Below are 24,877 nucleotides of genomic sequence, written 5' to 3'. Positions count from 1 at the left end.
AAAGTTTTTCTATAAGAAAAACATCCTTAACTTGTCACTTATCACTTGCAATTTGTCACTTGATAAAGGCTTAGAACTTGTTACTGAAGTGAAAGGTTTCTTAGCAAGATATCATTTCCCGTAGCGACTGTTTTACTTTGCGAAAGTTAAGGATAGGATGAGTTAATATGAAATTTATAAATAGAAATAAATGGAGCATTACAGGTACTTTTTTACGTGCTTTTTTAATGGTGCTATGTTTGATTTTTACTATTAATTGTATTTTGATTTTCAGTAATATTATTAAAACAACTAAAATTTCATCAGGAAATCCAGAAGTTTTTACAAGAGATTTTTCAAAATATATAAAATATAAAGGAAAAGTTCCATATGTAATCCAAGAGGGAAAAAAACAGCTTAAAGATAAAAATGCATGGATTCAAATAATAGGTGAGGATTTTAAAGAAAAATATTCTTTATATAAAATACAAGGAGTACCACAAAGTTATAATCCATTAACATTAATGCATGCATATAAGTACGATATTAATCATTACAGTATATTTATAGGTGAGAGTAAAAGCAATAATAAAATTTATAGTTACATTATAGGTTTTCCTCTTGAGGATGTGGCTAAACATACCATTGTATTTTCTCCTTTGTTTTTAAGAAAAGTTATTAGTGGAGGAATAGTATTTTTACTTTTCATTAATATATTAATTGCAATAATTGTATCTTATCTTTTTTTTGGAAGAAAGATGGGTAAGCCCCTTGAAAATATAATAGAAGGTATAAAACAATTATCTAAAGGAAATTATAAAAAGCATTATAAGGAGGAAGGTATATATAAGGATGTGTTTATTAGTTTAAATAAAGTTAATAAAACCCTGAATGAAAATAAACGCCAAAGAAAAGAATTGGATAAAATGAGAGATACCTGGATTTCTTCTATATCCCATGATGTTAAAACTCCATTGTCTTCTATAAAAGGATATGCTGAGATAATGAAAGAACCAGATTATAGTTTCTCTAATGAAGAAATTCAAGAGTATTCAGATATAATATGGAAAAAAGCTTCTTATATACAAGATTTAATTGAAGAATTAAATCTTACATATAAACTTAAAAATAATTTATTTTCATTAAATAAAACTAAAATAAATATAGTAAATATGCTGCAAACTATAATTATAGAAATTTTGAATCATCCTACTTATTCAAAAAGAAATATAAATTTTCACTGTGAAAAAGAAGTTATTATGTGTTTTGTGGATGAGGGATTATTTAAAAGAGCAGTTACTAATTTGATTTTTAATGCTATAATTCATAATGATGTAAATGTTAAGGTCGATATTTCAATATATGAAAAAGATGATGTGATACGTATATTAATAAAAGATACAGGAAAGGGTATTTCTAAAAAAGATTTGCAATATGTTTTTGAAAGGTATTATAGAGGAACCAATACTTCTTCTTCAAATGAGGGTTCAGGTTTGGGAATGGCTATAGCTAAAGAAATAATTGATATACATGGAGAAAATATCTCTATAGAAAGTGAATTAGGATTAGGGACTAGTATAGAAATAAAAATTAATTCTTTAGAAAGAGAGGCATAATGTAATGAAACTTTTAAGAAATTTTTATGGAAGAGATACTTTAACAGTAGCAAAAGAAATTTTAGGTAAAATTCTTGTTCATGAGGTAAATGGGATAAAATTTAAGGGACGTATAGTTGAAACAGAAGCATATATTGGTTCTATAGATAAAGCATGTCATGCATATGGAGGAAAAAAAACACCTAGGCTTGAACCACTTTATGGACAGCCAGGTATTGCTTATGTTTATTTTATATATGGTATGTATCATTGTTTTAATGTAATTACTAAAAAACAAGGTTCACCAGAAGGAGTATTAATAAGAGCAATAGAACCATTAGAAGGCATAGAAGAAATGTCTCAGTTAAGGTTTAAAAAACCTTATGATGAGTTAACTAAATCACAAAAGAAAAATTTAACAAATGGGCCTTCAAAACTTTGTATGGCTTTAAATATAGATAAGAGAAATAATAAACAGGATTTATGTGGAGAAGAACTTTACATAGAAGATTGTGCTTGTGAGGAGAAATTTGAAATTGTAGAAGCTAAAAGAATAGGAATTGATTATGCAGAAGAGGCTAAAGATTTTTTGTGGAGATTTTATATAAAAGATAATAAGTGGGTATCGGTTAGAAAATAGAGTAAAAAGTACAAAGAATAAATAAGAAAAACATCTTTCTTTGTACTTTTAACTTTATACTTTATTTTAAACTTCTATTCTTGGACTGGTAGTTATATCATCAGCAATAATTGCTGTATCTCTAATTTTTGTACCAGGTATACATACAAACTGATTTAGATTTATTGGAATAAATTTTTGGCCATTCCAACGAAGACGCATTTGAGCAAGACCTAAAGTATCAGCATTATATCTTCCAATAATTCTTTGCACTGTACATAAATTATAAATACCATCTCTTTCAAAATCTACAGGATAAAGTGCATTTAGAGCAGATACTTGACCATAAATTGGCTTTTTAAGTTTACCCTCTGTATCATAAATTTGTGATAGATAAAGAGGTCCTTTATTTCGAATATCAATTATAAATTTTTTACCAAGGGTTTTATTTACTACTTCTACTTGGTAATTATCTTTATATATTACATCATAAAGATAGTAATCATTGAATAATTCAAAATCGAATAGTTTTTTAGCCTCATTATTAAGAAAAGAGTATATATAAAAGAAACCGTATCCTCCACTTCCACCTGAATCAATACTTATTAGAATATCATCTACTTCGTTACCTGTAAAATCACCTAGAAAAAGTGTAGGATTATATCCTGCATTTATTTTTAAAGGAATAGTAAATATACGATTAGTTTTTCCATCTTGAATCACAACAGTAATATTATCTATAAAAATTCCTGTAGGACCATCGGGTTTATTACCATATAGAAATACTTTATCTTTTACGCTATCTCCATTTACGTCTCCAATTTTCATGTCTAGTAAGTATTTATTTTTCAAAATAGAATTTGATATACGCATTTTACGTGATTTATTAATATCATATTCTGAAAAAGTTCCCCAGTTTTCTATTCTGTTAAAAAATGGATTGAGAGAATGAAAGTAAACCATTATTGGAGCGTTATCTAATTCAGGATAAGTATCAAAAAATTTTTTATCACCATAGCGTATAGCTTCTAGAGCAAGTGGTAATTCTCTTCTAAAAATTAAGTTTCGAATAGCTGTTGAAGTAGTAGATCCTAATGGGCCATCTACATGTAAAGTTACAAAAAACATATATTTATCACCCATTTTAATCCATTCTCCAAGTACTTCATCTCGCGTAGGATTAATTTTATCATAGGCATATTTTAATCCAATTGTAAGAAAAAGTTCTGCAGTTATATCAGAATGAGTGAGAGTATAACGTCTAGGTATGATAGGCTTTGTAGGGGTAACACCATCTCTAAATTCTACTGAAAGTTTATCAGGATTTAATTTACTCATTTTATCCCTTCTTAAAATAATATTTAACATAAAAATATTATATGAATATTAAGAAGAATGTGTTAATGTATAGTATAAAATTATTTTTACTATAGAAATTATGATGTATAATAATAAATTGTTTTTCTGATTTTACGAATTTTTAGAAATTTTACACGATTTTTGTTCATAAATGTTTGACAAGAAACAAATTCTAAGATATAATTAAAAAAATTATTTTACGAAAGGAGTAGAACAAAATGAAAGTCGGGACATTTACTATTATAACCATGTGTAATATTTTTACAACTATGACAATGTATATGTGCAATGATACTATGACCATGTGCATGAGTATGATTAACACAAATAATAGTAAAAAGTTAAATAGATTTTCTAATTGTTCTATAAATTAAAGTATAATATCTGTGTTTAATATAAAAAAAGTGAACACTATTATAGGCAATTAGAAGTGAAATGTCTTATAATAGTGTTTTTATAAATATGAGCATAAATAATTTTAAATGTACAAATTTTTGAAAATATCATTATATTATAATAGTGGTATATTAATAAATTTTAAGTAGATACATTTAAATTTATAAAGCTTATGGGTAAAGTAAAAGTACTGTGAGATTTCACAGTACTTTTTTTATAAAAATATAGGAGGGTTTAAATTATGGAATTAATGTACAAAAGTACAAGAGACCAAGGTGATTTTATAACATCAAGTGAGGCTATAATAAAAGGACTTTCAGATTATGGGGGATTATTTGTACCAACTAATATTCCAAAAATACATAAAGAAATAGATAAATTAATTGATTTTAATTATAAAGAATTAGCTCTTTATATATTAAAAAAGTTTCTAACTGATTTTAAAGAAAAAGATCTTATAGATTGTATAGAAAAAGCTTATGATGATAAATTTGATACAGAAGAAATAGCACCTGTATGTAAAAAAGGAGAGAACTTCTTTTTAGAACTTTATCATGGACCTACTCTTGCATTTAAAGATATGGCATTATCTATCCTTCCTCATTTATTAAAAAGTGCACTTAAAAAAAATAAGATAACAAAGGAAGTAGTTATATTAACAGCTACCTCTGGAGATACAGGAAAGGCGGCACTTGAAGGTTTTGCTAATGTAGAGGGTATTAAAATAATAGTTTTTTTCCCTAAAGAAGGAGTAAGTGATATTCAAAAAAGACAAATGATTACTCAAAAAGGTGATAATACTTATGTTATTGGTATAGAAGGAAATTTTGATGATGCACAAAATGCTGTTAAAGAAATATTCAATAATGAAGTATATAATCAACTATTAAATAAAAATAATTATATTCTATCTTCTGCAAATTCCATAAATATTGGAAGACTTATACCACAAATAGTATATTACTTTTATGCATATTTAAAAATGATAAAGAGCAAAAGTATCAAAAAAGGAGAAAAGATAAATGTAGTTGTTCCTACAGGAAATTTTGGGAATATTCTGGCGGCTTATTATGCTAAAGAAATGGGATTTCCTATAAATAAATTAATATGTGCGTCTAACGAAAATAATGTACTATATGATTTTATAAAAACAGGAATATATGATAAAAATAGGAGTTTCAAAATTACTAGTTCACCTTCTATGGATATACTTATTTCAAGTAATTTAGAAAGATTACTCTATTATATAAGTGGTAAAAATGAAGAAGTTGTATTAGATTTGATGAATGATTTGAAGGTAGATGGTAAATACGAAATAGGTGATAACATGAGAATAAAAATGAAGGATTTTTACGGTGGTTTTGCTTCACAGCTACAAACTTCTAATTGTATTAAAGAAGTTTATGACAATTTTAAATATGTAATTGATCCTCATACTGCAGTAGCTTATTCAGTCTATAAAACATATAAAAATGAAACTAAAGATATTACAAAAACAGTTATTGTATCAACAGCAAGTCCATTTAAATTTACAAATAGTGTGTGTAGTAGTATTGGAATAAATGTAGAAGGTAAAGATGATTTTCAATTAATTGATGAACTTTCAAAGGAGTGTGAAATTAATATACCTAAAGGAATTGAAGATTTAAAAAATAGAAAAGTATTTCATAAGGATATATGCAAGAAAGAGGAGATTAAAGATGCTATAAATAGATTCTTGAAGGTGTAGGTGTAGATTATGGTAAGAGTAAAAATTCCAGCAACTAGTGCAAATGTGGGACCTGGTTTTGATTGTTTAGGAGTTGCTTTAAATTTATATAATACTTTTATTATTGAAGAAATAAATACAGGATTACAAATAGAGGGCTGCGATGAAAAATATAGGAATGAAAATAATTTAGTATACATTTCAATTAAAAAATGTTTTGAAAAAGTAGGATATAATCCTAAAGGCATTAAAATTAAAATGCAGTGTGATATACCAGAATCAAGAGGTTTAGGGAGTAGTGCAGCTTGTATTTTAGGTGGAGTGGTAGGCGCAAATGAAATAGCTGGAGGAAAATTAGAAAAAAAAGAGATATTAGATATAGCAACTGAAATAGAAGGACATCCGGACAATTTAGCACCAGCATTATATGGTGGAATGACTGTTTCTATAAGAGATAAAAAAAATACATATGTAGAAAAAATAACTTTAGATAAAAATATAAAATTTTGCGCATTAATACCTGATTTTAAATTATCTACAGAAAAATCTAGAAGTGTACTACCTAAAGATATTTCATATAATGATGGAGTTTTCAATGTGGGAAGGACAGCACTTTTGATTTCTGCATTGAGTTCTGGAAATTTAGATTTAATTAAGATTGGATGTGAAGATAGATTTCATCAGCAGTATAGAGGTAAGCTTATAGGTGATTATTATAATATAACTGAAAAATGTATAGAGTTAGGTTCAAAGGGAGTGTTTTTAAGCGGAGCTGGACCTACAATTATGAATATACTTCATAAGGATGATAATGAATTTATTAAAAATATCACAAAATATTTGCAATATTTAGAAAAGAAATGGAACGCTAAACAATTAAATATAGATAATGTAGGAGTTGTAATTGAAAATTAGTAACTTAGCCTTCGGAGAATAAAAAAACTATCTAGCGAAGGGAAATGATATATTGCGTAAGAAACATTTGAACAAAGTTACAAGTTCTTAGCTTTACGAATTTGAAAAAAGTTATTTTTAAATTACTAATTCCTACGGAATATTAATTAAAAAATCTTTTTTCAATATGAGTAAAGCTTAGAACTTGTTACTGAAGTGAAAAGTTTCAGAGCAATATATCATTTCCCGTAGCGGTTAGAGTTGCTAGAAAATTAGAAGAAATGGTGATGTTTTCAATTTAAAATAGAAAAATCAGAATATTGAAATATAAGAGAGGAGATGTAATAATGCAAAAGATAAAAATAGCTATTTTAGGTTTTGGTAATGTAGGTAAAGGTGTATGGAAAATACTTAAAGAAAACAAAGAAGAAATAATGAAGAGATCAGGTTATGAAATTGAAATTAGTAAGGTATTAGTAAGAGACTTAAATAAACCTAGAGGAATTAATATTCCGGAAAACATAATGACAGACAATGTTGAAGAGATTTTAAATGATAAAAGTATAAAAATTGTTGTAGAATTAATAGGTGGTGAAGAACCAGCTAAAGAGTATATGCTTAGAGCTATGAAAGCAAAAAAACACGTAGTGACTGCAAACAAGTTAGTTTTAGCAAAAGCAGGGGAAGAATTGTTTAAAACAGCAGAAAGTGAGCATATAAAGTTTTATTATGAAGCAAGTGTAGGAGGTGGAATTCCTATAATTCGTGAAATTAACGAAAGTCTTACTGCTAATAAAATTACTTCTATTATTGGAATTATAAACGGAACAACAAACTATATATTAAGCAAAATGACATATGAAGGACTAGATTTTGAAAAAGCTCTAAAAGAAGCACAAGAAAAAGGATATGCTGAAGCAGATCCTACATCAGATATTGAAGGTTATGATGTCGTGTATAAGCTTGCAATTATTTCTTCTTTTGCATTTGGTGCAAAAATTAATCATGAATCTATTTATAGAGAAGGAATAACTAATATTACTAGTGAGGATATTAAGTATGCTAAAAAATTAGGTTATGTAATAAAACTTTTAGCAATTGGTAAGGAACAAAATAACAAATTAGAATTAAGAGTTCATCCCACTTTAGTTCCTGAACATCATCCTATTGCAAATGTTAATGATTCTTTTAATGCAATTTTTCTAAAAGGAAATGCTGTAGGTGATTTGATGCTTTATGGAAGAGGTGCTGGTGACTTACCTACTGGAAGTGCAGTTGTAGGAGATATAATATCTATATTAAGAAGCAATGTTGATATATCAATTAATGATAATTTAGGTGTAAAAGAAATAAAAGATTTTGGAGAAAATAAATCAGAATTTTACATTAGATTTAATGTGGAAGATAGACCAGGTGTTTTAGGTGAAATTGCTACTATATTTGGAGAAAATGATGTGAGTATTGTATTTTTGACTCAAGATGTAATAAATGATGATTCAGTATCAGTGATAATTATCACTCACCATTGTTTAGAAAGAAACCTAAAAAATGCATTAAATAAAATAGAAAAACTTCCTAATATAAATAAAGTAGAAAGTATTATAAGAGTAGAAAATTAATTTTTCAACTTTTGCAGATAAAATACAGTCGCTACGGGAAATGATATCGTGCTTAGAAACCTTTCACTTTAAAGATAATGAATAGTTAATAATGAATAATTAATAACTCAACTTTCGCAGGTGAAAAACAACCGCTGCGGTAAATGATATCTTGCTCAGAAACCTTTCACTTCAGTAACAAGTTCTAAGCTTTACTCATATTGAAAAAAGATTTTTTAATTAATATTCCATAGGAATCAGTAATTAAAAAGTGACTTTTTTCAAATTCGTAAAACTAAGAACTTGTAAACTTTGTTCAAATGTTTCTTACGCAATATATCATTTACCTTCGCTAGGTAGTATTTTTGTCCTGCGAAAGTTGAGTTAATAATTAAGGAAATTTTGCCTTAGGGCAAAACAACTAATATATAATTTAAGATTTTTGCTAAAGCAAAAATCAACCTTCATTATTCATTTTTAATTATTAATTCTTAATTGCTATCAAATGTTTCTTACGCAAGATATCATTTCCCTTCGCTAGACAGTATTTTTTTACTGCGAAAGTTGAGTTGATTTTTAAACAAACTAAGATTTTGGGAGCGGATAAAAATAGTAATGAAGCAAATAATATTATTAATTGAACAAGATAAAATATTTGTCGAATATGAAAATTTGTATTAAAAGATCCTTGAATATATATGCAATGTTTTAGGAGGCAAAATTTTGATAAAAGAGCTAGTAAAAGACTATAAAGGACTCCCAAGAGAAATTTATATATTATTTGTATCAAGAGTTGTAAATAGAATGGGTGCTTTTGTTTATCCACTTCTAACTTTAATATTGACAGACAAAATTGGACTTCCAAAAGATAAGGCAGGAACATTTATAACTTTACTTGTTATACTTTCAGCGCCAGGAATGCTTATTGGTGGTAAGTTAGTAGACACGATAGGAAGAAAAAAAGTTTTAGTTGTATTTAATGCACTAAGTGCTGGAGTGTTTTTACTATGTGGTTTTTGGAAAGTGGATATGACTATGGCATATATTTTAGTTTTGGCTCCTATGTTTTTTTCCTTTAGTATGGCAGCTCAAGACGCTATGGTTGCAGATATTACTACTCCAGATAATAGAAAACAAGCTTTTTCTCTTTTATATATGGGTAATAACTTAGGGTTGTCTATAGGACCTATAATTGGAGGATTTCTCTACAAAAATTATTTATCTATAGTTTTTATAGGAGATGCAATTACTACATTATTATCTATGGGTTTAGTTTTAGTATATGTAGGAGAAACAATGGGGAGAGGTAAAACTTATGCTAAAGAGCGAAAATTAGAAAAAGAAGAAGAAGGAAGTGTAGTAAGTATACTTTTAAAAAGACGTATTATAATTTATTATGCTCTTATACTTTTCTTTTATAATCTAGGATATTCTCAATGGGGTTTTGGGCTTCCATTATATGTAAAAGATATTTTTGGAGAAGTGGGGCCAAAATATTATGGCTTTTTAGCAGCATTTAACGGGTTTATTGTAATATCCATGACTCCTATAGTTTCCAAGTTAACAGAAAAAATAAGTTCTTTAAAAGCTATGGCAATAGGAGGACTTTTTTATTCTATATCATTAACAATGTTAGCTTTTATAAAGACTTTGCCTTTATTTTTCTTATCTGCAGGAATTTTAACTATAGGTGAAATCATAGTTATAGTTGATTCTGCTACTTTTGTAGCAAATAATAGTCCTGCATCTCATAGAGGAAGATTAAATTCTTTTGTTATGGCTATATATGGAGCAGGTACTGCAGCAGGTCCTGTTGTAATGGGAAGATTAATGACAATTTACAGTATGAATGTAGTATGGATTCTTGTAGCTTTAATAGTTCTTGCAGCATCTGCATTTATGAAGGGTTTAGAACATATTTAAAATTTAATCTATGGATTTAATTCACTATATTTTGGAGGGTTCATTCTTTTTGTATTGAAATTTAAAAAGAATGAACCTTTTACGATTTTTTGATTTCAAGTGGTATAATGAATTATAAGGTATTTTAGGGAATTATAGGGGGAATATGAAATGAATTATGATAATAATGAAGAAAAGTGTGATAAAGAACCTAGTAAATTGAAAAAGATTTCTCAGGGAGTATTAGGAGTACTTATTGTTGCTTTTGTAATTCTTGTATATTTTGCTAGATCATATAACGCAAGTTATAAAATGCAATATATTTTAATGACTATTTTTATATTAATAGTTTTTATATTAAGTCCATTTATGGACATATTTAAATTAATAAAGGAAAGAGGTTTTACCTTAAAAAATGCATTGTTAACTATATTTTATATATTTACTTTTTCATGTGTTGTAATTTGTTCATATGAAATATTTTTATCTACAGGAATTAGGGATTGGGATAAAAATAAAATTGTTTATGAAGTTGCAATTGTATGTTTGGGTATAATTATTGTGACAAAAAGTTTACAGGATCTAATTTTAGAATTAAAAAAATGCAAAAATAAGGAATTAAAATTATTACGTAGTATAGGAAAAATAATTTTATTTTTATATACTTTAGGAGTTCCGCTATATCAAATGTATGAACCTAATAAAGTTGTTGTTTTAAATAATTTAAAAAAACCATGTGCATTTAAAATAAAAAAGATAAAAAGTAAAGAGAACTTGAATTCTGAAGATAGAGAAATTTGTGTTATAAAAGATATTAAAGTAATAGATGAATTTTATAATGAGCTAAAAAATAAGAAAATTTATAACATTCGATTACTTAATCATGTTAAATATAGTATTTTAGAAGAAAATAGTTATCCATATTATGAAATAATTCCACTATACAAAATTGGTGATGAATATCGTAATTTTAATATAGTAGAAGATGGATATATAGGTAAGATTAAATTATTGAAATACCATGAAACTATATGTAGAAATTATTCATATGAGGATAAAGATTTAAAATATAACATAGGATTATCACCAGAGTTAATAAATATTATAAAGAAAAGAATAAATAGTAGTAGTGATATTTAACATAACTATCAGAAATCTTCTATTATTTCAGTTATACTTCCTTGATAGATTAGATAAACTTGTCTTATTAGAAATATTGACCAAGAAGCCCCCACGTTAACAAAATAAGTGGGGGTAGTTTACCAAAAAGAATGAATATTACTTTATTTACATGGATAAATTAAAAATTTTAGATAAAGTATTGACCAATGAGAAAATTATTACTGAAGCTAAACTTGCTGTAGTGTTGTCATGATCAAATCTAGGGGAAACTTCACATATATCAAAACTGATTACTTTATTAGATCTTAAAATAAATTTGAGAAATTTAAGTGCCACTTCTGGATCTATCCCAAGAGGTTGGGCAGCACTTACTCCTGGTGCAAAAGCTGATGAAAATACATCAGAGCATATAGTTACATAAATATGGTCTTTATGTTTCATGAAATCACTTATTTTTTCTAAAATAGACCAAGTGTCGTTGCCTATAATGTCTTTAGCTAAAATGTACTCTACACCAAGTTTTTCAGCAGTTTTAAATAAATAAACAGTATTACTGTGTTTTTGAATTCCAAGGCATAAATAAGAATAGTTTAGAGAATGTTCCTTACATACATCAGATATTTGCCTAAACATAGTTCCAGAGGTACCACCATTTTCATAAGGTCTAATGTCAAAATGAGCATCGAAATTTATTATACCTATATTAGGTTTTGAAGTTTTTCTTGATAAATGATTTAATATGCCGCCATAATTTCCAAAGGCTGTCTCGTGACCACCACCTAAAACTATAGGAAAAAGATTCAGGTTCAGAATTTTTTCTACTGCTTTTGAAAGGAGATTTTGACCTTCTTCTAAAGATATGCCTTTGCAGAGTATGTTTCCTGCATCAAAGAGTTTAACCTCTTTAGTAAAACAGCAGGGCAAATTGGTTAATTCTTTTCGAATACTTCTAGGACCTTTACTGGCTCCAATTCTACCTTTATTGAGTTTAATTCCCTTATCACAGCAAAAACCAATAAATGCAAAACCTAATTTACCGTTATAAGGAGTTAGGTCATCTTTTCTTAGATCAATCTTTTTTACCCATTGATGCCATCTAAAAGCATCAAAGTCACTTTCACTATCAATTCTTCCTTGCCAAACGCTTAAATCTACAGGTTCATAGTTTGTATTAAACATAGTATCTCTCCCATAATTAATTATTTACTCAATTTTCGCAGCAAGAAAATACTGTGTAGCGAAGGAAAATGATATATTGCGTAAGAAACATTTGAACAAAGTTTACAAGTTCTTAGCTTTACGAATTTGAAAAAAGTTATTTTTTAATTATTGATTCCTATGGAATATTAATTAAAAAATCTTTTTTCAATATGAGTAAAGCTTAGAACTTGTTACTGAAGTGAAAGGTTTCTAAGCAAGATATCATTTCCCGCAGCGACTGCATTTCATCTGTGAAAGTTGAGTTATTTATTATGTATAATGCTTTAGTAAATGGTATTATTAAGTATGAATTTATACACAGCTAAATTATATCTCATAACTAATGTAAGTATAAGTCTATAAGTTTTTGGTTAAAAATAGTATAATTATATACATAATGGTTTTTTGCCTTATGCTTGGATTTTGTTATACTTATATTAGTATTATATTTTTCAAAGGGAAATAATATTTGAAGGGAGACATAATTATATGACAGTTAAAGAGACATTTGTTCAACGAGTTAAATATTTTGAAAATGAACAGTTGAAATATAAAAAAGTTTATAATATTTTAAGTATTTTCAGACTTATAGTTTTTGCTTTAGCTTTAATATGTACATATTATTTTATAAAAGAAAGATTTTCTACAGCTATATTTTTAGGAATGATTATTTCATATGTAGTTTTTTTAATTCTTTTATCAAAACATAGTAATATAAATGATAAACTAAAAAAAATAAAATGTATGATTGATATTAATAAAAAGTACATTCATAGAATAGATGGCAAATGGACTGATTTTGATGACTGTGGTAAAGAATACGTTCATAAGGATCATTCATACTCTATGGATTTAGATATATTTGGTTTAAAATCATTATTTCAATTAATTAATACTACAAAAACATTTTATGGAAGAAAAAGATTAACAGATTTGCTTCAAAAACCTGAAAAAGATATAGAAATGATAATGAACAGGCAAAATGCAGTAAAGGAATTAGCACAAAAGATTGATTTTTGCCAAAACTTAGAATGTCAAGGTATTTCTAATGAAAAAAGCACAGAAAATCCTGAGAAGTTATTACAGTATGCTGAGAATTCTAAAAAAGCGTTTAAAAAATCATGGATTAAATGGATAATTTATATACTGCCAGTAATATCAATAGCGGTGTCTTTTACAATAATCTTTTATAACATAAAAAAATACTACTATTTTATTCCATTGCTGATTATTCTACATATAATTATTAATTTGTTAGGATATTCAAAAATAAGTCCTGTTATAAATTCTGTATACGGATTTAAAAAAGATTTAGAAGCATATGTTAAAATATTAAATTTAATTGAAAATGAAAACTTTGAAAATAGTTACTTAAAAAAATTAAAATCAGAATTGGTATTTGAGAATAAAAAAGCATCTCAAATTTTTAAACAGCTAAATAAAATTGGAGATAACATAGATTTAAGAAAAAACGTTGTATTTTTTATTGTTTCTAATATTGTTTTATTTTGGGATCATCAATGTGTCTTTGCTTTGGAAAATTGGAAAGAACATTATGGGAATTCAATAAGAAAGTGGTTAGAAATAATAGGAGAAATTGAAAGTATTTCTAGTTTATCAGTACTTATGCAGTTAAATCCTTCTTGGACTTTCCCAGTATTTGCAAAAGAAGATTTAGTAATAGATACAGAAGAAGTCGGACACCCTCTGATAAATGCTGAAAAACGTGTTTGTAATAATGTTGATATGACAAATAATATTTTGATTATTACAGGATCAAATATGTCAGGGAAAACAACATTTTTAAGAACTATTGGAATAAATCTAGTTTTGGCATATGCTGGAGCTCCAGTTTGTGCTAAAAGATTTAAATGTTCAATAATGGATATATTTACATCAATGAGAATAAGTGATGATTTAAATGAAGGGTTATCAACTTTTTATTTTGAACTTTTGCGTATCAAAAATATAATAGATTATTTACCTAAGAAACAACCTACAATTTTTCTTATAGATGAGATATTTAGGGGAACTAATTCGAAAGACAGAATTATTGGAGCTAAAAGCGTTTTAAAAAATTTAAATAAAAGTTGGGTCTTTGGATTAATATCAACACATGATTTTGAATTGTGTGATTTAGAGCATGCTGATGAAAAAAGAATAAAGAATTACCATTTTACAGAAAGTTATTTAAATAATAAAATACAATTTGATTATAAACTAAGAAAAGGTCGTTCAGATACTACAAATGCAAAGTATCTTATGAAAATGATAGGAATAGATATTGAAGAATAATATTAATATAAGAAATAATTCAAAAGTTTGAATTATTTCTTATAATTTTTTTGAATTAAATATATACTAAAAATAAATAGTTGTGGATATATTTTAAATTAAATGTAAAAAATATTTAAGGATATTTTAACGCGTATTCAACCTTAATAAATTTTAAGATTATATTAAGAAAGTTTATAGATTAGAGTGATATTATTGGTGAGGTAATAAAATTTTAATAATTATATCAAACAAAAGATAATAAAAATTTATTTGAAGGAGAGATATGCGTATGACAAATTTTTTTTCATCAAAAGGAAGAATTAATCGAGGAAGATATTTGGGATATTCCATTTTGATTTATTCTATTCTATCCATTTTATCAATGTTTTTAAAAATGTATAACAGTAATAAATTGAATATAGCATTTCTTATTATTGTAGGTATTTGCATAGCAAAAAATATTCTTATTACTATTCAAAGATTTCATGACATTGAAAAATCAGGATATAGAGTTCTAATGTTTTTTATTCCAATTTACAATATTTATCTTCAATTAGTTTTATTGTTTAAAAAAGGTACAGAATCAGAAAATGAATATGGTAAACCTGTAATATAAGAAGAAAATCATTTGATTTATATAAAAATTACTTATTAGGTTATAGTTTTTATATTATACATTGAGAATATTAAAATATTGTTTTAAAATTATATTAAATAGTGATATTCATTTTTTTGTATAAAGTAAAAATTAAGGAGTGCTGTACTATGTCATATAAAATTTTGATAGCTGAAGATGAGAAAGATATTATAGATTTATTGAAATTATTTTTAGAAAAAGAAAATTTAGAAGTTTTATCTGCATATAATGGTGAAGATGCGTGGAATATTATTGAAAAAAACAAAATTGATATAGCTGTTCTGGATATAATGATGCCAAAACTTAATGGTTTTCAGCTTACAAAGAAAATTAGAAGTAAATATAATATACCAATAATCATAGTGTCAGCAAAGCAAATGGATAGTGATAAAATATTAGGATTGGATTTAGGGGCTGATGATTATATTACAAAACCTTTTAATCCTTTAGAAGTTTTAGCAAGAATACGAGTTCAATTAAGAAGAACATATAACTTAAATAATAATTCAAACATAGAACAAAATATTAATATGCTTAAAGTAGGAGAACTTGTACTTGATGAAAGTAGTTTTAAATTATTAAAAGGGGATAATGAGATAATTCTTACTGCAACAGAGTATAAAATAATGCACATGTTTATGAAATCTCCAGGACGTGTATATACTAAAAGTCAAATATGTGAAAATATTAAAGGGGACTATTTATATGGAGATGAAAATAATTTAATGGTATATATATCAAAATTAAGAGAAAAAATAGAAGATAACCCTAGAAAACCAGTATATATAAAAACTATAAGAGGCCTTGGATATAAAATTGAAAAAGAATCGAACATACAAAAAGAATAAATTTTATATTACATTAATAAAAAATTATATACTGTTTACTATCAGTAATATAATTATTATAGTTATAATTTTAAGTTTTGGTTTAATTAAACTTATAGGGTTAGCTGGAGTATTTGCTGAAAATGATTATTTAAATAATCAAAAATCTATATTAAAAATGGGACAATATGAAAAAATAGATATTAGTTCTATACAAAAAGAATATGGATGGATTGAGATAATTGATGAAAATTATAAAGTTATATTTACTAAAGGGCATGTAATGGAGAAAAAAAGTTCTTATAACAAATCTGAGCTAGATGCTATTTTGTATCCAGATTCTATTCCTTATTATGTTGAAAAATATGAATTCAAAGATAAAAATGGGAAGAAATTGATTGTTTTATCAAAAATACCTAAAAAAGATACAAATCAAACCACAAAATATCTTAAAAATAGTCTTAATCAAATGTTTATTATATTTGTGTTACTTTATGTTGTTAATATATTAATTTTTATAATATGGTTGAATAAAAAAGTAAAAAAACCACTTGATAAAATGAATAAAGCCATGACTTTATTTACGGAAACAAATGAAGAAATTTATATTGATTATAAAGGCGAAGCTGAATTTGTAAAAATATGCAGTAGTTTTAATCATATGGTAAAGAAGTTAAAAACAATTGAAAAAGAAAAAAAATTGTTGGAAGAGAGTAAGCAAAAAATGCTTGCAGATATTTCACATGATTTAAAAACGCCTATAACCACAATTCAAGGTTATGCTAAAGCAATTACTGAAGGATATGTTGAAGACACAAAAGATATAAATAAATACTTGAATATTATATATAAAAAATCAACAAAGGTAACAGATTTAATTAATCTTTTATTTGAATATGTAAAATTAAACCATCCAGATTTAAAATTAAATTTAACTTTAAATGATTTAGGTGATTTTGTAAAAGATATTATAGCGGAGAATTATGAACATATTGAAGATAAGAAATTTTTTATAGAATTTTTTATTCCCGATAAAAAATTTCCATGTAATTTCGATAGAAATCAATTGAAAAGGGCAATATCTAATCTTATATCAAATAGTTTAAAATATAATGAAGCGGGAACAACAATTAAAATAACTTTAGAAGAAAATTCTAATTATATGATTACTGTTGCAGATAATGGTAAGGGAATACCAGATAATATCAAAAGTGAAATATTTACTCCATTTGTAACAGGTGATGAGTCCAGAGGTAGTAATGCTGGAACAGGATTGGGACTTTCAATTACAAAAAAAATAATAGAAAAGCATTATGGTGAAATTCATCTTAAATCTTTTGAAGATGATGAGTTTATAACTCAATTTCAAATAGAGCTTCCTAAACCTAATAATTAGATAAAGTAAATAATCTCATTTATTAAAAGGAGGTTTCACTATTGTTTTGTTTAATTAAGCAAAACAATAGTGAAACCTCCTTTTATAATATATCTATTGCAATATTTTTTTTACATTTTTAGCATAATCTTTATTAAAATCTGCATTGTCAAATTTGTACATGAATTTTGTATCAATGTTTTTTTTAGCACCTGCTTTTAATAACTTCTGATCTAAGTAGTATATACCAAGTTCATATTTTTCAAATTTACTATCCATACTAGCTGATGTAACATTAATAATTGTTGAATCTTTTAGCTTTAGTTTATAGTATAAATTATTATCTTTATCATGTGAAATACCTGTATCAATTTCAGCTACATCAGAGTAAGAATATTTTCTACCATTTAAATCTAAAGGTGTATGAACTATTATGGAATCTTCTGTTATTACATTAAAAGTTGAATAAGTACAAAATAATCCTCCTAGAGATAAAAAAACTAATATAAACATGATTAATTTTTTAAATTTAGAATTATGAAGTAATCTAAATAGTTTAAATATCCCTCTGCACTGTATATCATTTTTTTTGATTTTGAAAATGATTTTATCAAGGGAAAAAGTATACCAAAACATTATAACTGCAACTCCTATAATAAAGCTGGTACTTGGAAGCAAATAAAAAATATAATTTGTGTATCTTGTTAAATGTGCTAGTACAAATGATAAAGTAAATATTGAACTTAGAGCTACAATAATTGCTAATATGATTAAAAATACATATGATAATGAGCCTTTAAAAAAATTTTTTAGTAAATCATTTCTCACTTAAGATTTCCTCCTTTGTTTATTCTAAACTTTATATAATGATATATTAATTTATAGAAATTATTAAGTAAATATATATCTTCTCATTCATACAAAAAAATATTGTTTAATGTCGTAGGGGTAGTCTGAAATGACTAATTTACATTTTGACTACAAGCCCTATAAATTTTGATAGTGAAATTGCCTGCATAGGAGAAACAATAACGCCATATAAGTCTTCAATTCTAGTACCAATTCCTTCTATTTCACAGGTACTTAAATCAATTCCTTTTAGTTTTGTTCCTGGCATTTCAGATTGCACTAAATTGGTATTTAAAAAATTTACTTTATTAAATTTAGATTCTTGAAAATTAGCGCTTTTAAGTAAGCAATTTGTGAAATCTACTTGTTTAAAATTTGAAAATGAGAAACATGCATAATTTCCATTACAGTTTTCAAATAATACATTTTGCAAAGTTGATTCACTAAAATTAATTCCTAGAATTTTGCAGCCTATAAATTCAACTCTGTGTATTATAGCTCCACGAAAATTTATATTAGATAAATCACAATTTACAAATTTAACATCTGTTAAATCAATAGATTCAAAAGATACTTCATTGAAATTAATATTAGTAAATACCATTTGTTCAAAAGTAACATGTTCTGCTGTTTGATATTCAATAGAACAATCGCAAACAACTCCTTCAGAAAAACAATCATGGTTTTGAATAGTGTTATGCAAAAATGATATTTCATCTAATTTTTTTGGTATTCTTGGAGATAAAATTTTGTATTTTGATTTTGTTTGATTCAATGTAATAACCTTCTTTCAAAATTAAATATAATATAACATTTTACCAAAATTATATCATAATCTTTCATAATCTTAGCATTAAAAATTTCAAATAACCAATTTTGATCTTGAAAACAATCGCTGCGGAAAATGATATATAGTCTTTTTGTTCTACAAAAGTTGAGTTAAGTAAAATAATAAAAACTAGGATTATAAAAGTCCTAGTTTTTTATATAGATATCAAATTGCTATATGCAATATTTTATTTATTAATTTTATCTAAATCAAATTCTATTTCAAAAGGGCCTACGGAAGAATAACGCATTATTATTCCATCTATTTCTAATTTATCCCCTATGACATCTTTATTATTTTTAGTATACAGGGTATCTTCAGTTACCTTTTTATTTGGTCTATTAGTATCATCTAAAATGTTTCCTTTACATTCACAAATATTAGCAACATCTAAATTCATCTGTGTAGGTATTAGTTTTGGATTATTGGTATCTAAAGGAGTATAACGTAATTTTATTAAATGAGGAGATTTACGTTCTATGCTTATTATTGTGAACTTAAATCCTTTAAAAGTCTCAATTCTATTTAATGTTTTTTTACCTTGTTTAGGTATATCTAAAGTTAGTTTGAGTTTTTCACTGTTATACCAATAAGGTACAGAAAGTAGTGATAATTTTAATTTTTTACCTTTTAGTTTTTTTAGATTGAATAAAGATTCATTTTCATTTACAAATGGTTTAGCACTATCATGCCCACATTCTCTATGACCATATTCATCAATAAGTTCAAAATATGGGTAAGCTATATTGCTAGGAAAAGGTGGAAATTTTTTATAACCATGTTTTATAGCATCTTTTTCCGATTCAAATGTTCCCTTGTTAAGTGACTCTTTGAAAACTGGGTGTTTCTTATAAGGATGTATTTTATCAGTTACGTAATAAGTTATTTTAAGAATATCTTTATCTCTCTTAATAGAAGTAATATTTAGTGTAGTAACTCCATTAGTAGCAGTGTATAAATTTTTAACTTCTGAAACTTCTTTAAAATCATTACTATTTAGTGAAAAACTATTTTTACTGTTTCCTAAAGTTAAAGTATACTTATCTGATTTTTTTATATTACCTTTAAAGTTACCTTTACGAGCTCGTATGTTATCTTTACACATGCCTTCATTAAGTTTAATTTTATATATGTTCCCTTTATTGTCTTCTAATGTGGCAAAATTACAAAGCTTATTTTTGTTGTTTGTAGATAACATGACTATAACTTTATTTTTATCTATATACATACTATTTAGAGTAATATTGTTATTTGTTTTACTTTCCTTTAAGGTCATACCTTTATTATCAAATTTAACTTCACCAATACCACTTATTATTGTTAATTTTGACATCATTTTTGCAAAGGTATTGCTGGAAATAAAAGGTATGGACAAAAGTAGTATACCAGATATTGATGCTGCCGCGGCTATTTTTTTCCACTTTGAATTTTTATGTTTGATTTTTTTCATTACATCTTTAGAAATATTATTTTTATCAACATCACTTAAATTTAATTCACTTAATTCATTATCAGAAATATTTACATCATTAAGAAGTGTTAATATTTCATCTTCACTAAAATTTTTATTCATTTTAGCACCTCCAAGCTTTTTAGAGTATTTAATTTATTAGCTAAAGTATGTTTTCCCCGCCATAGTCTATTATAGATAGCTCCTTTTGATGAACTTAAACTTTTGGCTATACTTTCAATATTTTCATCTAGAAAATATTTTCTAATAAATATTTCTTTATCTTTTTTATTTAGAGAGTTTAAAAGTTCAAATAACTCCTTCTTCTTTTCTTTAGTAATGATTTCATCTTCGATATTTAATTCATCATATAATAATTGATTTTCTAAAGGAACATTTATGTTATTTTTACTAATACTTCTTTTAAAATCAATAGCTTTATATTTACTGATAGCTAAAAGCCAATTTTTAAAAGAAGACTTTTCTGGATTGTAAAGATTGATTTTATCCCATATAAGAAGGTACACATCATTTACACATTCTTTAGCACTTTCCATATTATTAGTACCTAATATATTTATAACTACTTTAAAAACTAAGTTTGCATAAATGGAGATAGTGTACTCTAGAGCTTTTGGATTTTTTTTCTTGAGTTCAATTAAAAAATTATTTTCATTGATTTTCATTTATGTCGAACCTCCTTTTCAATAATATATACGGAGACAATGTTTTGTTTTTCACAAAAATTATAGCAAATAATGGGTCATGATTCATTTTTTGCATTAAAATAATGAACCGTCCCTGTTTTTTACGTTTTTTGTGGAGAGTAGTTCATTATTTTCATGACTGATATGTGAAATCAACAGTTTATTGATATTTTCTATTATTCTCTAATAATAATAATATTTTTAGGGAATTGTATATAATAGGATTAAAAATATATTTAGAATATATTTCTAATACTATTATATTCATATTATGCATATGTAAAAATTCTTTTAAGTATATAACTCAACTTTTACAGTAAAAAAATACTCTCTAGCGAAGGGAAATGATATATTGCATAAGAAACATTTGAACAAAGTTTACAAGTTCTTAGCTTTACGAATTTGAAAAAAGTTATTTTTTAATTACTGATTCCTACGGAATATTAATTAAAAAATCTTTTTTCAATATGAGTAAAGCTTAGAACTTGTTACTGAAGTGAAAGGTTTCTGAGCAAGATATCATTTCCCGTAGCGGCTGTTTTTCATCTGCGAAAGTTGAATATATACATAATTGTAACAAAGGAAGATTATATGGTTGTAATAATTAGTTTAATTGCTCTAATAATAGGATTTTTTTTGAATATAATTGTAAATAAGCTTTCATATAAAATAGATAAAGATAAAGAAATCAATAATAAATATTTATTATTGATAGTTTTAAATTGTGGAATAGTATTTTTAATATCTTTTTTTAAAATAGGGTTAAATATTATATTTATTAAATCAGTTATATTAGGGTGCATTTTAATTATAGTTTCATATATTGATTTTGAATATAAAATCATACCAGATGAGATAGTTATTGTAACATCAATAACAGGAATTACATTTTCTTTTATTGTGGATATATCTTTTACTAGCGCCATTTTAGGGATGCTTTTAGGTGGAAGTTTTCTTTTTATATTAGCACTTATACCTAATGCATTAGGTGGAGGCGATGTTAAACTTATGTTTGCACTTGGATCATTTTTAGGACCAAATAAAACATTATGGGCTCTTGGCTTTGCTTTTATAATAGCATCTATTATTAGCATGGTACTATTACTGTTTAAAATAAAAGGGCGTAAAGACAATATTCCTTTTGGTCCGTTTTTATCTTTGGGAAGTTTTCTTTCTTTTATAATTTTTATATAGTTATGAGTTTTTAATTTAATTTTTAAATTTTTATTATTAATTATTCACTTAACTTTCCCAGTAAAAAAATACTGCTTAGCGAAGGGAAATAATATATTCCTTAAATAGTTAACAGTTCATAGAGGACAGTTGATAGGTTTCTAAGCAAGATATCATTTGCCATAGCGGCTATTTTTCATCTGCGAAAGTTGACAACTTAAATAAGGGTGATATAAATGAATAATGTAGAATTAGATATGACTGGTATTAACAAAATAATCAAAGAAATAATAGATCAAATTGGATTCAGTAGAGAACATATAATTAATATAGTTGATAATATAAGAAGTGAACAGGAAAATTTAGAGTTGGAATTGGCTAAGATTAAAAATCATATTAATGAGGTTAGTAGTGAAATACAGTTATTAGAAAAAGAAGATAAGCTTGTGAAGAAGAAATTAGAAGAGTTATCTAAAAATTTCAATATGTATAGCGAAGAACAAATTAAATCTATATACGAAAAAGCATCAGATATTTTGATAAAATTAAGTACTAAGAAAAATGAGAAAAAAGGGTTAAAAAAAAGGAAAATTAAGTTGGAAATAGCTTTAAAAAAGTTAGGAGAAAACGTAGAAAATGCTGATAAAATAATTAATCAAATAAGTATTGCGTTAGGATATTTAAAAGGAAAGATTTTTCCAATAATAGAGGATACGGAAAAAAATTCTGAAATGCTTATAGGAATTAAAATATTAGAAGCACAAGAAAATGAGAGAAAAAGAATAGCAAGGGATATTCATGATGGTCCAGCACAACATATGGCTAATGTTGTTATGAAAGTAGATATTTGCACAAAAACTATTAAAAATAATTTAGAAGAAGGAATCAAGGAATTAGTAGATTTAAAAGAAAATGTTAAGGTAGCATTAAAGGAAGTTAGAAATATTATTTTTGATTTAAGACCAATGTCATTGGATGATTTAGGATTGAACATGACAATTCAAGAAACTATAAGTGCTGTTTCTAAAGAATGTGGTATTGAGATAAAATCAAGGTTAAAACCTATAAAAACAGATGTAGAACCAATTATTCAGGTAGCTGTATATAGAATTGTTCAGGAGGTTTTTAATAATATAAAAAAACATTCTAAGGCAAAGCATGCAGAAGTAAAATTAGATTTTGGTACAAAATATTTAAGGCTTATTATATGTGATGATGGTATTGGTTTTAATGTACAGGAAACTTTAAAAAAGGTACAGACCAAAGAAGCTTCATATGGACTTATTGGTATATTAGATAGAGTAAAACAATTACAAGGAGAAATTAATATTGAATCCTCAAAGGGAGTAGGTACAGTGTATAATGTTAAACTTCCTGTTAATAGAGAGGTGATTAAAGATGAAAAAAGAGGAAATTAAAGTTTTGGTTGCAGATGATCATGATCTTATTAGACAGGGGTTGAAAAGAATTATTAGTTTTGAAGAAGATTTGGTTATCACTGGTGAAGCTAAAGATGGTAAAGAAACACTTAAAATGTTAAGAAAATATAATAGTGATGTGGTATTATTGGATGTGAATATGCCATTTATAAGTGGTATTGAAGTACTTGAAAAAGTAAAAAAGCAGAACGATAGTATTAAAGCTATTATGCTTACTGTGGAAAGTGATAAAAAGTTTATACATAAGGCAATAGATATTGGGGCTGATGGATATGTACTTAAAGATTCTGCAAGTATGGAAATTGTAGATGCTATTAGGACTGTATATTATGGTGATAAGTATATTGATAAATCTTTGGTTTCTATTCTTTTTTCAAATATAAAAGATAATCGTACGATTAAGACTAGCATTTTAGATAATTTATCTCAAAGAGAAGTTGAAGTTTTAATGAATATATGTAAAGGGTTAAGTAATAAGGAAATTGGGGAAAAGTTATATTTATCAGAAAAAACAGTAAAGAACTATATAACAAGTTTATTTAGAAAAATAAATGTAAACGATAGGGTTAAGGCTGCAATAATTGGAATAGAAAATGACATAGATATATATTATAAAGCAAGATTTAAAGTTAAAAAATAGGGACTGTAGTCCCTATTTTTTGTGACTTTTTTACCTAGAAAATGTGACGTTTATAATCTGTTTTAATGTGTATATAGTGCATTATAATTATAATAAGTAAAAAAATTAATTTAGGGGAGGATGTAAGTATGTTAAGTAATTTCAAAAATTATGCACTATCGATTTTAAAAAGAAAACAAGGACAAGGTATGGTTGAATACGCATTATTAATAGGACTTATTGCAGTAGTAGTTATTGCAGTTTTAGTATTATTAGGACCAGCAATTGCAGCAAAATTTCAGGAAATAATTAATGCACTTTAA

Annotated in this window: 22 protein-coding genes and 1 pseudogene; 16 read left to right on the top strand and 7 right to left on the bottom strand. The window is 25.8% G+C overall.

Annotation, left to right across the window (positions count from 1 at the left end; genetic code table 11):
- The first annotated feature begins 167 nt into the window (after positions 1-167).
- Together ACFIJ5_RS10120 and ACFIJ5_RS10115 are read left to right on the top strand one after the other, a co-directional pair.
- The gene (locus ACFIJ5_RS10120) at positions 168-1,595 is read left to right on the top strand and encodes a sensor histidine kinase (RefSeq protein WP_379806618.1); all 1,428 of its coding nucleotides are present in this window, start codon (positions 168-170) and stop codon (positions 1,593-1,595) included.
- 4 nt (positions 1,596-1,599) lie between these two features.
- Complete coding sequence (locus ACFIJ5_RS10115) at positions 1,600-2,214, top strand: DNA-3-methyladenine glycosylase (RefSeq protein WP_379806616.1); 615 nt, start codon at positions 1,600-1,602, stop codon at positions 2,212-2,214.
- Positions 2,215-2,280: 66 nt separating this feature from the next.
- Here the strand turns inward: ACFIJ5_RS10115 and ACFIJ5_RS10110 are convergent, their stop codons facing one another.
- Both ACFIJ5_RS10110 and ACFIJ5_RS10105 read right to left on the bottom strand, forming a co-directional pair.
- Positions 2,281-3,066, bottom strand: a complete 786-nt coding sequence (locus tag ACFIJ5_RS10110; protein WP_379809586.1) for a VCBS repeat-containing protein — start codon at positions 3,064-3,066, stop codon at positions 2,281-2,283.
- 9 nt (positions 3,067-3,075) lie between these two features.
- Positions 3,076-3,531, bottom strand: a pseudogene (locus tag ACFIJ5_RS10105) (staygreen family protein); the annotation flags it as partial.
- A gap of 239 nt (positions 3,532-3,770) precedes the next feature.
- Here ACFIJ5_RS10105 and ACFIJ5_RS10100 point away from each other — a divergent pair.
- From ACFIJ5_RS10100 to ACFIJ5_RS10075, 6 genes are all read left to right on the top strand, one after another.
- Positions 3,771-3,926: a hypothetical protein gene (locus tag ACFIJ5_RS10100; protein ID WP_379806614.1), complete on the top strand. Its 156-nt coding sequence runs from the start codon at positions 3,771-3,773 to the stop codon at positions 3,924-3,926.
- A gap of 263 nt (positions 3,927-4,189) precedes the next feature.
- Positions 4,190-5,677 (top strand): threonine synthase, encoded by a 1,488-nt coding sequence (gene thrC / locus ACFIJ5_RS10095; RefSeq protein ID WP_379806612.1) that lies wholly within the window; start codon positions 4,190-4,192, stop codon positions 5,675-5,677.
- 9 nt (positions 5,678-5,686) lie between these two features.
- Positions 5,687-6,571: a homoserine kinase gene (thrB, locus tag ACFIJ5_RS10090; RefSeq protein WP_379806610.1), complete on the top strand. Its 885-nt coding sequence runs from the start codon at positions 5,687-5,689 to the stop codon at positions 6,569-6,571.
- A gap of 326 nt (positions 6,572-6,897) precedes the next feature.
- A complete protein-coding gene (locus ACFIJ5_RS10085; RefSeq protein ID WP_379806608.1) occupies positions 6,898-8,169 on the top strand; it encodes a homoserine dehydrogenase in 1,272 nt (423 codons plus the stop codon).
- A 702-nt stretch (positions 8,170-8,871) separates the two neighbouring features.
- Complete coding sequence (locus tag ACFIJ5_RS10080; protein WP_379806606.1) at positions 8,872-10,071, top strand: MFS transporter; 1,200 nt, start codon at positions 8,872-8,874, stop codon at positions 10,069-10,071.
- A gap of 150 nt (positions 10,072-10,221) precedes the next feature.
- Positions 10,222-11,190: a hypothetical protein gene (locus ACFIJ5_RS10075; protein WP_379806604.1), complete on the top strand. Its 969-nt coding sequence runs from the start codon at positions 10,222-10,224 to the stop codon at positions 11,188-11,190.
- 147 nt (positions 11,191-11,337) lie between these two features.
- On the opposite strand, the gene hutG is transcribed toward ACFIJ5_RS10075, so the two are convergent.
- Entirely contained in the window at positions 11,338-12,351 is a 1,014-nt protein-coding gene (gene hutG / locus ACFIJ5_RS10070; RefSeq protein WP_379806602.1) for a formimidoylglutamase, read from the bottom strand.
- Between the two features lie 510 nt (positions 12,352-12,861).
- On the opposite strand from hutG, the gene ACFIJ5_RS10065 reads away from it, so the two are divergent.
- From ACFIJ5_RS10065 to ACFIJ5_RS10050, 4 genes are all read left to right on the top strand, one after another.
- Positions 12,862-14,667, top strand: a complete 1,806-nt coding sequence (locus ACFIJ5_RS10065) for a MutS family DNA mismatch repair protein (RefSeq protein ID WP_379806600.1) — start codon at positions 12,862-12,864, stop codon at positions 14,665-14,667.
- 271 nt (positions 14,668-14,938) lie between these two features.
- A complete protein-coding gene (locus ACFIJ5_RS10060) occupies positions 14,939-15,265 on the top strand; it encodes a DUF805 domain-containing protein (RefSeq protein WP_379806598.1) in 327 nt (108 codons plus the stop codon).
- Positions 15,266-15,414: 149 nt separating this feature from the next.
- Positions 15,415-16,134 (top strand): response regulator transcription factor, encoded by a 720-nt coding sequence (locus ACFIJ5_RS10055; RefSeq protein ID WP_379806596.1) that lies wholly within the window; start codon positions 15,415-15,417, stop codon positions 16,132-16,134.
- Positions 16,103-17,509, top strand: coding sequence for a HAMP domain-containing sensor histidine kinase (locus ACFIJ5_RS10050; RefSeq protein ID WP_379806594.1), 1,407 nt, complete (start codon positions 16,103-16,105; stop codon positions 17,507-17,509). The genes ACFIJ5_RS10055 and ACFIJ5_RS10050 overlap by 32 nt, the downstream gene beginning before the upstream one ends.
- 93 nt (positions 17,510-17,602) lie before the next feature.
- Here ACFIJ5_RS10050 and ACFIJ5_RS10045 read toward each other — a convergent pair whose 3' ends face one another.
- From ACFIJ5_RS10045 to ACFIJ5_RS10030, 4 genes are all read right to left on the bottom strand, one after another.
- Positions 17,603-18,316 (bottom strand): hypothetical protein, encoded by a 714-nt coding sequence (locus ACFIJ5_RS10045; protein WP_379806592.1) that lies wholly within the window; start codon positions 18,314-18,316, stop codon positions 17,603-17,605.
- Positions 18,317-18,455: 139 nt separating this feature from the next.
- Positions 18,456-19,112, bottom strand: a complete 657-nt coding sequence (locus tag ACFIJ5_RS10040) for a pentapeptide repeat-containing protein (RefSeq protein WP_379806590.1) — start codon at positions 19,110-19,112, stop codon at positions 18,456-18,458.
- A 241-nt stretch (positions 19,113-19,353) separates the two neighbouring features.
- A complete protein-coding gene (locus ACFIJ5_RS10035) occupies positions 19,354-20,739 on the bottom strand; it encodes a DUF4179 domain-containing protein (RefSeq protein WP_379806588.1) in 1,386 nt (461 codons plus the stop codon).
- Positions 20,736-21,302, bottom strand: coding sequence for a sigma-70 family RNA polymerase sigma factor (locus ACFIJ5_RS10030; protein WP_379806586.1), 567 nt, complete (start codon positions 21,300-21,302; stop codon positions 20,736-20,738). Before ACFIJ5_RS10030 ends, ACFIJ5_RS10035 begins: the two co-directional genes overlap by 4 nt.
- Before the next feature lie 612 nt (positions 21,303-21,914).
- On the opposite strand from ACFIJ5_RS10030, the gene ACFIJ5_RS10025 reads away from it, so the two are divergent.
- From ACFIJ5_RS10025 to ACFIJ5_RS10010, 4 genes are all read left to right on the top strand, one after another.
- Positions 21,915-22,517: a prepilin peptidase gene (locus ACFIJ5_RS10025; RefSeq protein WP_379806584.1), complete on the top strand. Its 603-nt coding sequence runs from the start codon at positions 21,915-21,917 to the stop codon at positions 22,515-22,517.
- A 215-nt stretch (positions 22,518-22,732) separates the two neighbouring features.
- Positions 22,733-23,914: a sensor histidine kinase gene (locus ACFIJ5_RS10020; RefSeq protein WP_379806582.1), complete on the top strand. Its 1,182-nt coding sequence runs from the start codon at positions 22,733-22,735 to the stop codon at positions 23,912-23,914.
- Positions 23,895-24,575, top strand: coding sequence for a response regulator (locus ACFIJ5_RS10015; RefSeq protein ID WP_379806580.1), 681 nt, complete (start codon positions 23,895-23,897; stop codon positions 24,573-24,575). The genes ACFIJ5_RS10020 and ACFIJ5_RS10015 overlap by 20 nt, the downstream gene beginning before the upstream one ends.
- A 128-nt stretch (positions 24,576-24,703) precedes the next feature.
- Positions 24,704-24,877 (top strand): Flp family type IVb pilin, encoded by a 174-nt coding sequence (locus ACFIJ5_RS10010; RefSeq protein ID WP_379806578.1) that lies wholly within the window; start codon positions 24,704-24,706, stop codon positions 24,875-24,877.

The sequence above is a fragment of the Haloimpatiens myeolchijeotgali genome (assembly GCF_042688525.2).
In the GTDB taxonomy this organism is placed as follows: Bacteria; Bacillota; Clostridia; order Clostridiales; family Clostridiaceae; genus Haloimpatiens.
This window is presented reverse-complemented; position numbering and strand designations above follow the sequence as displayed.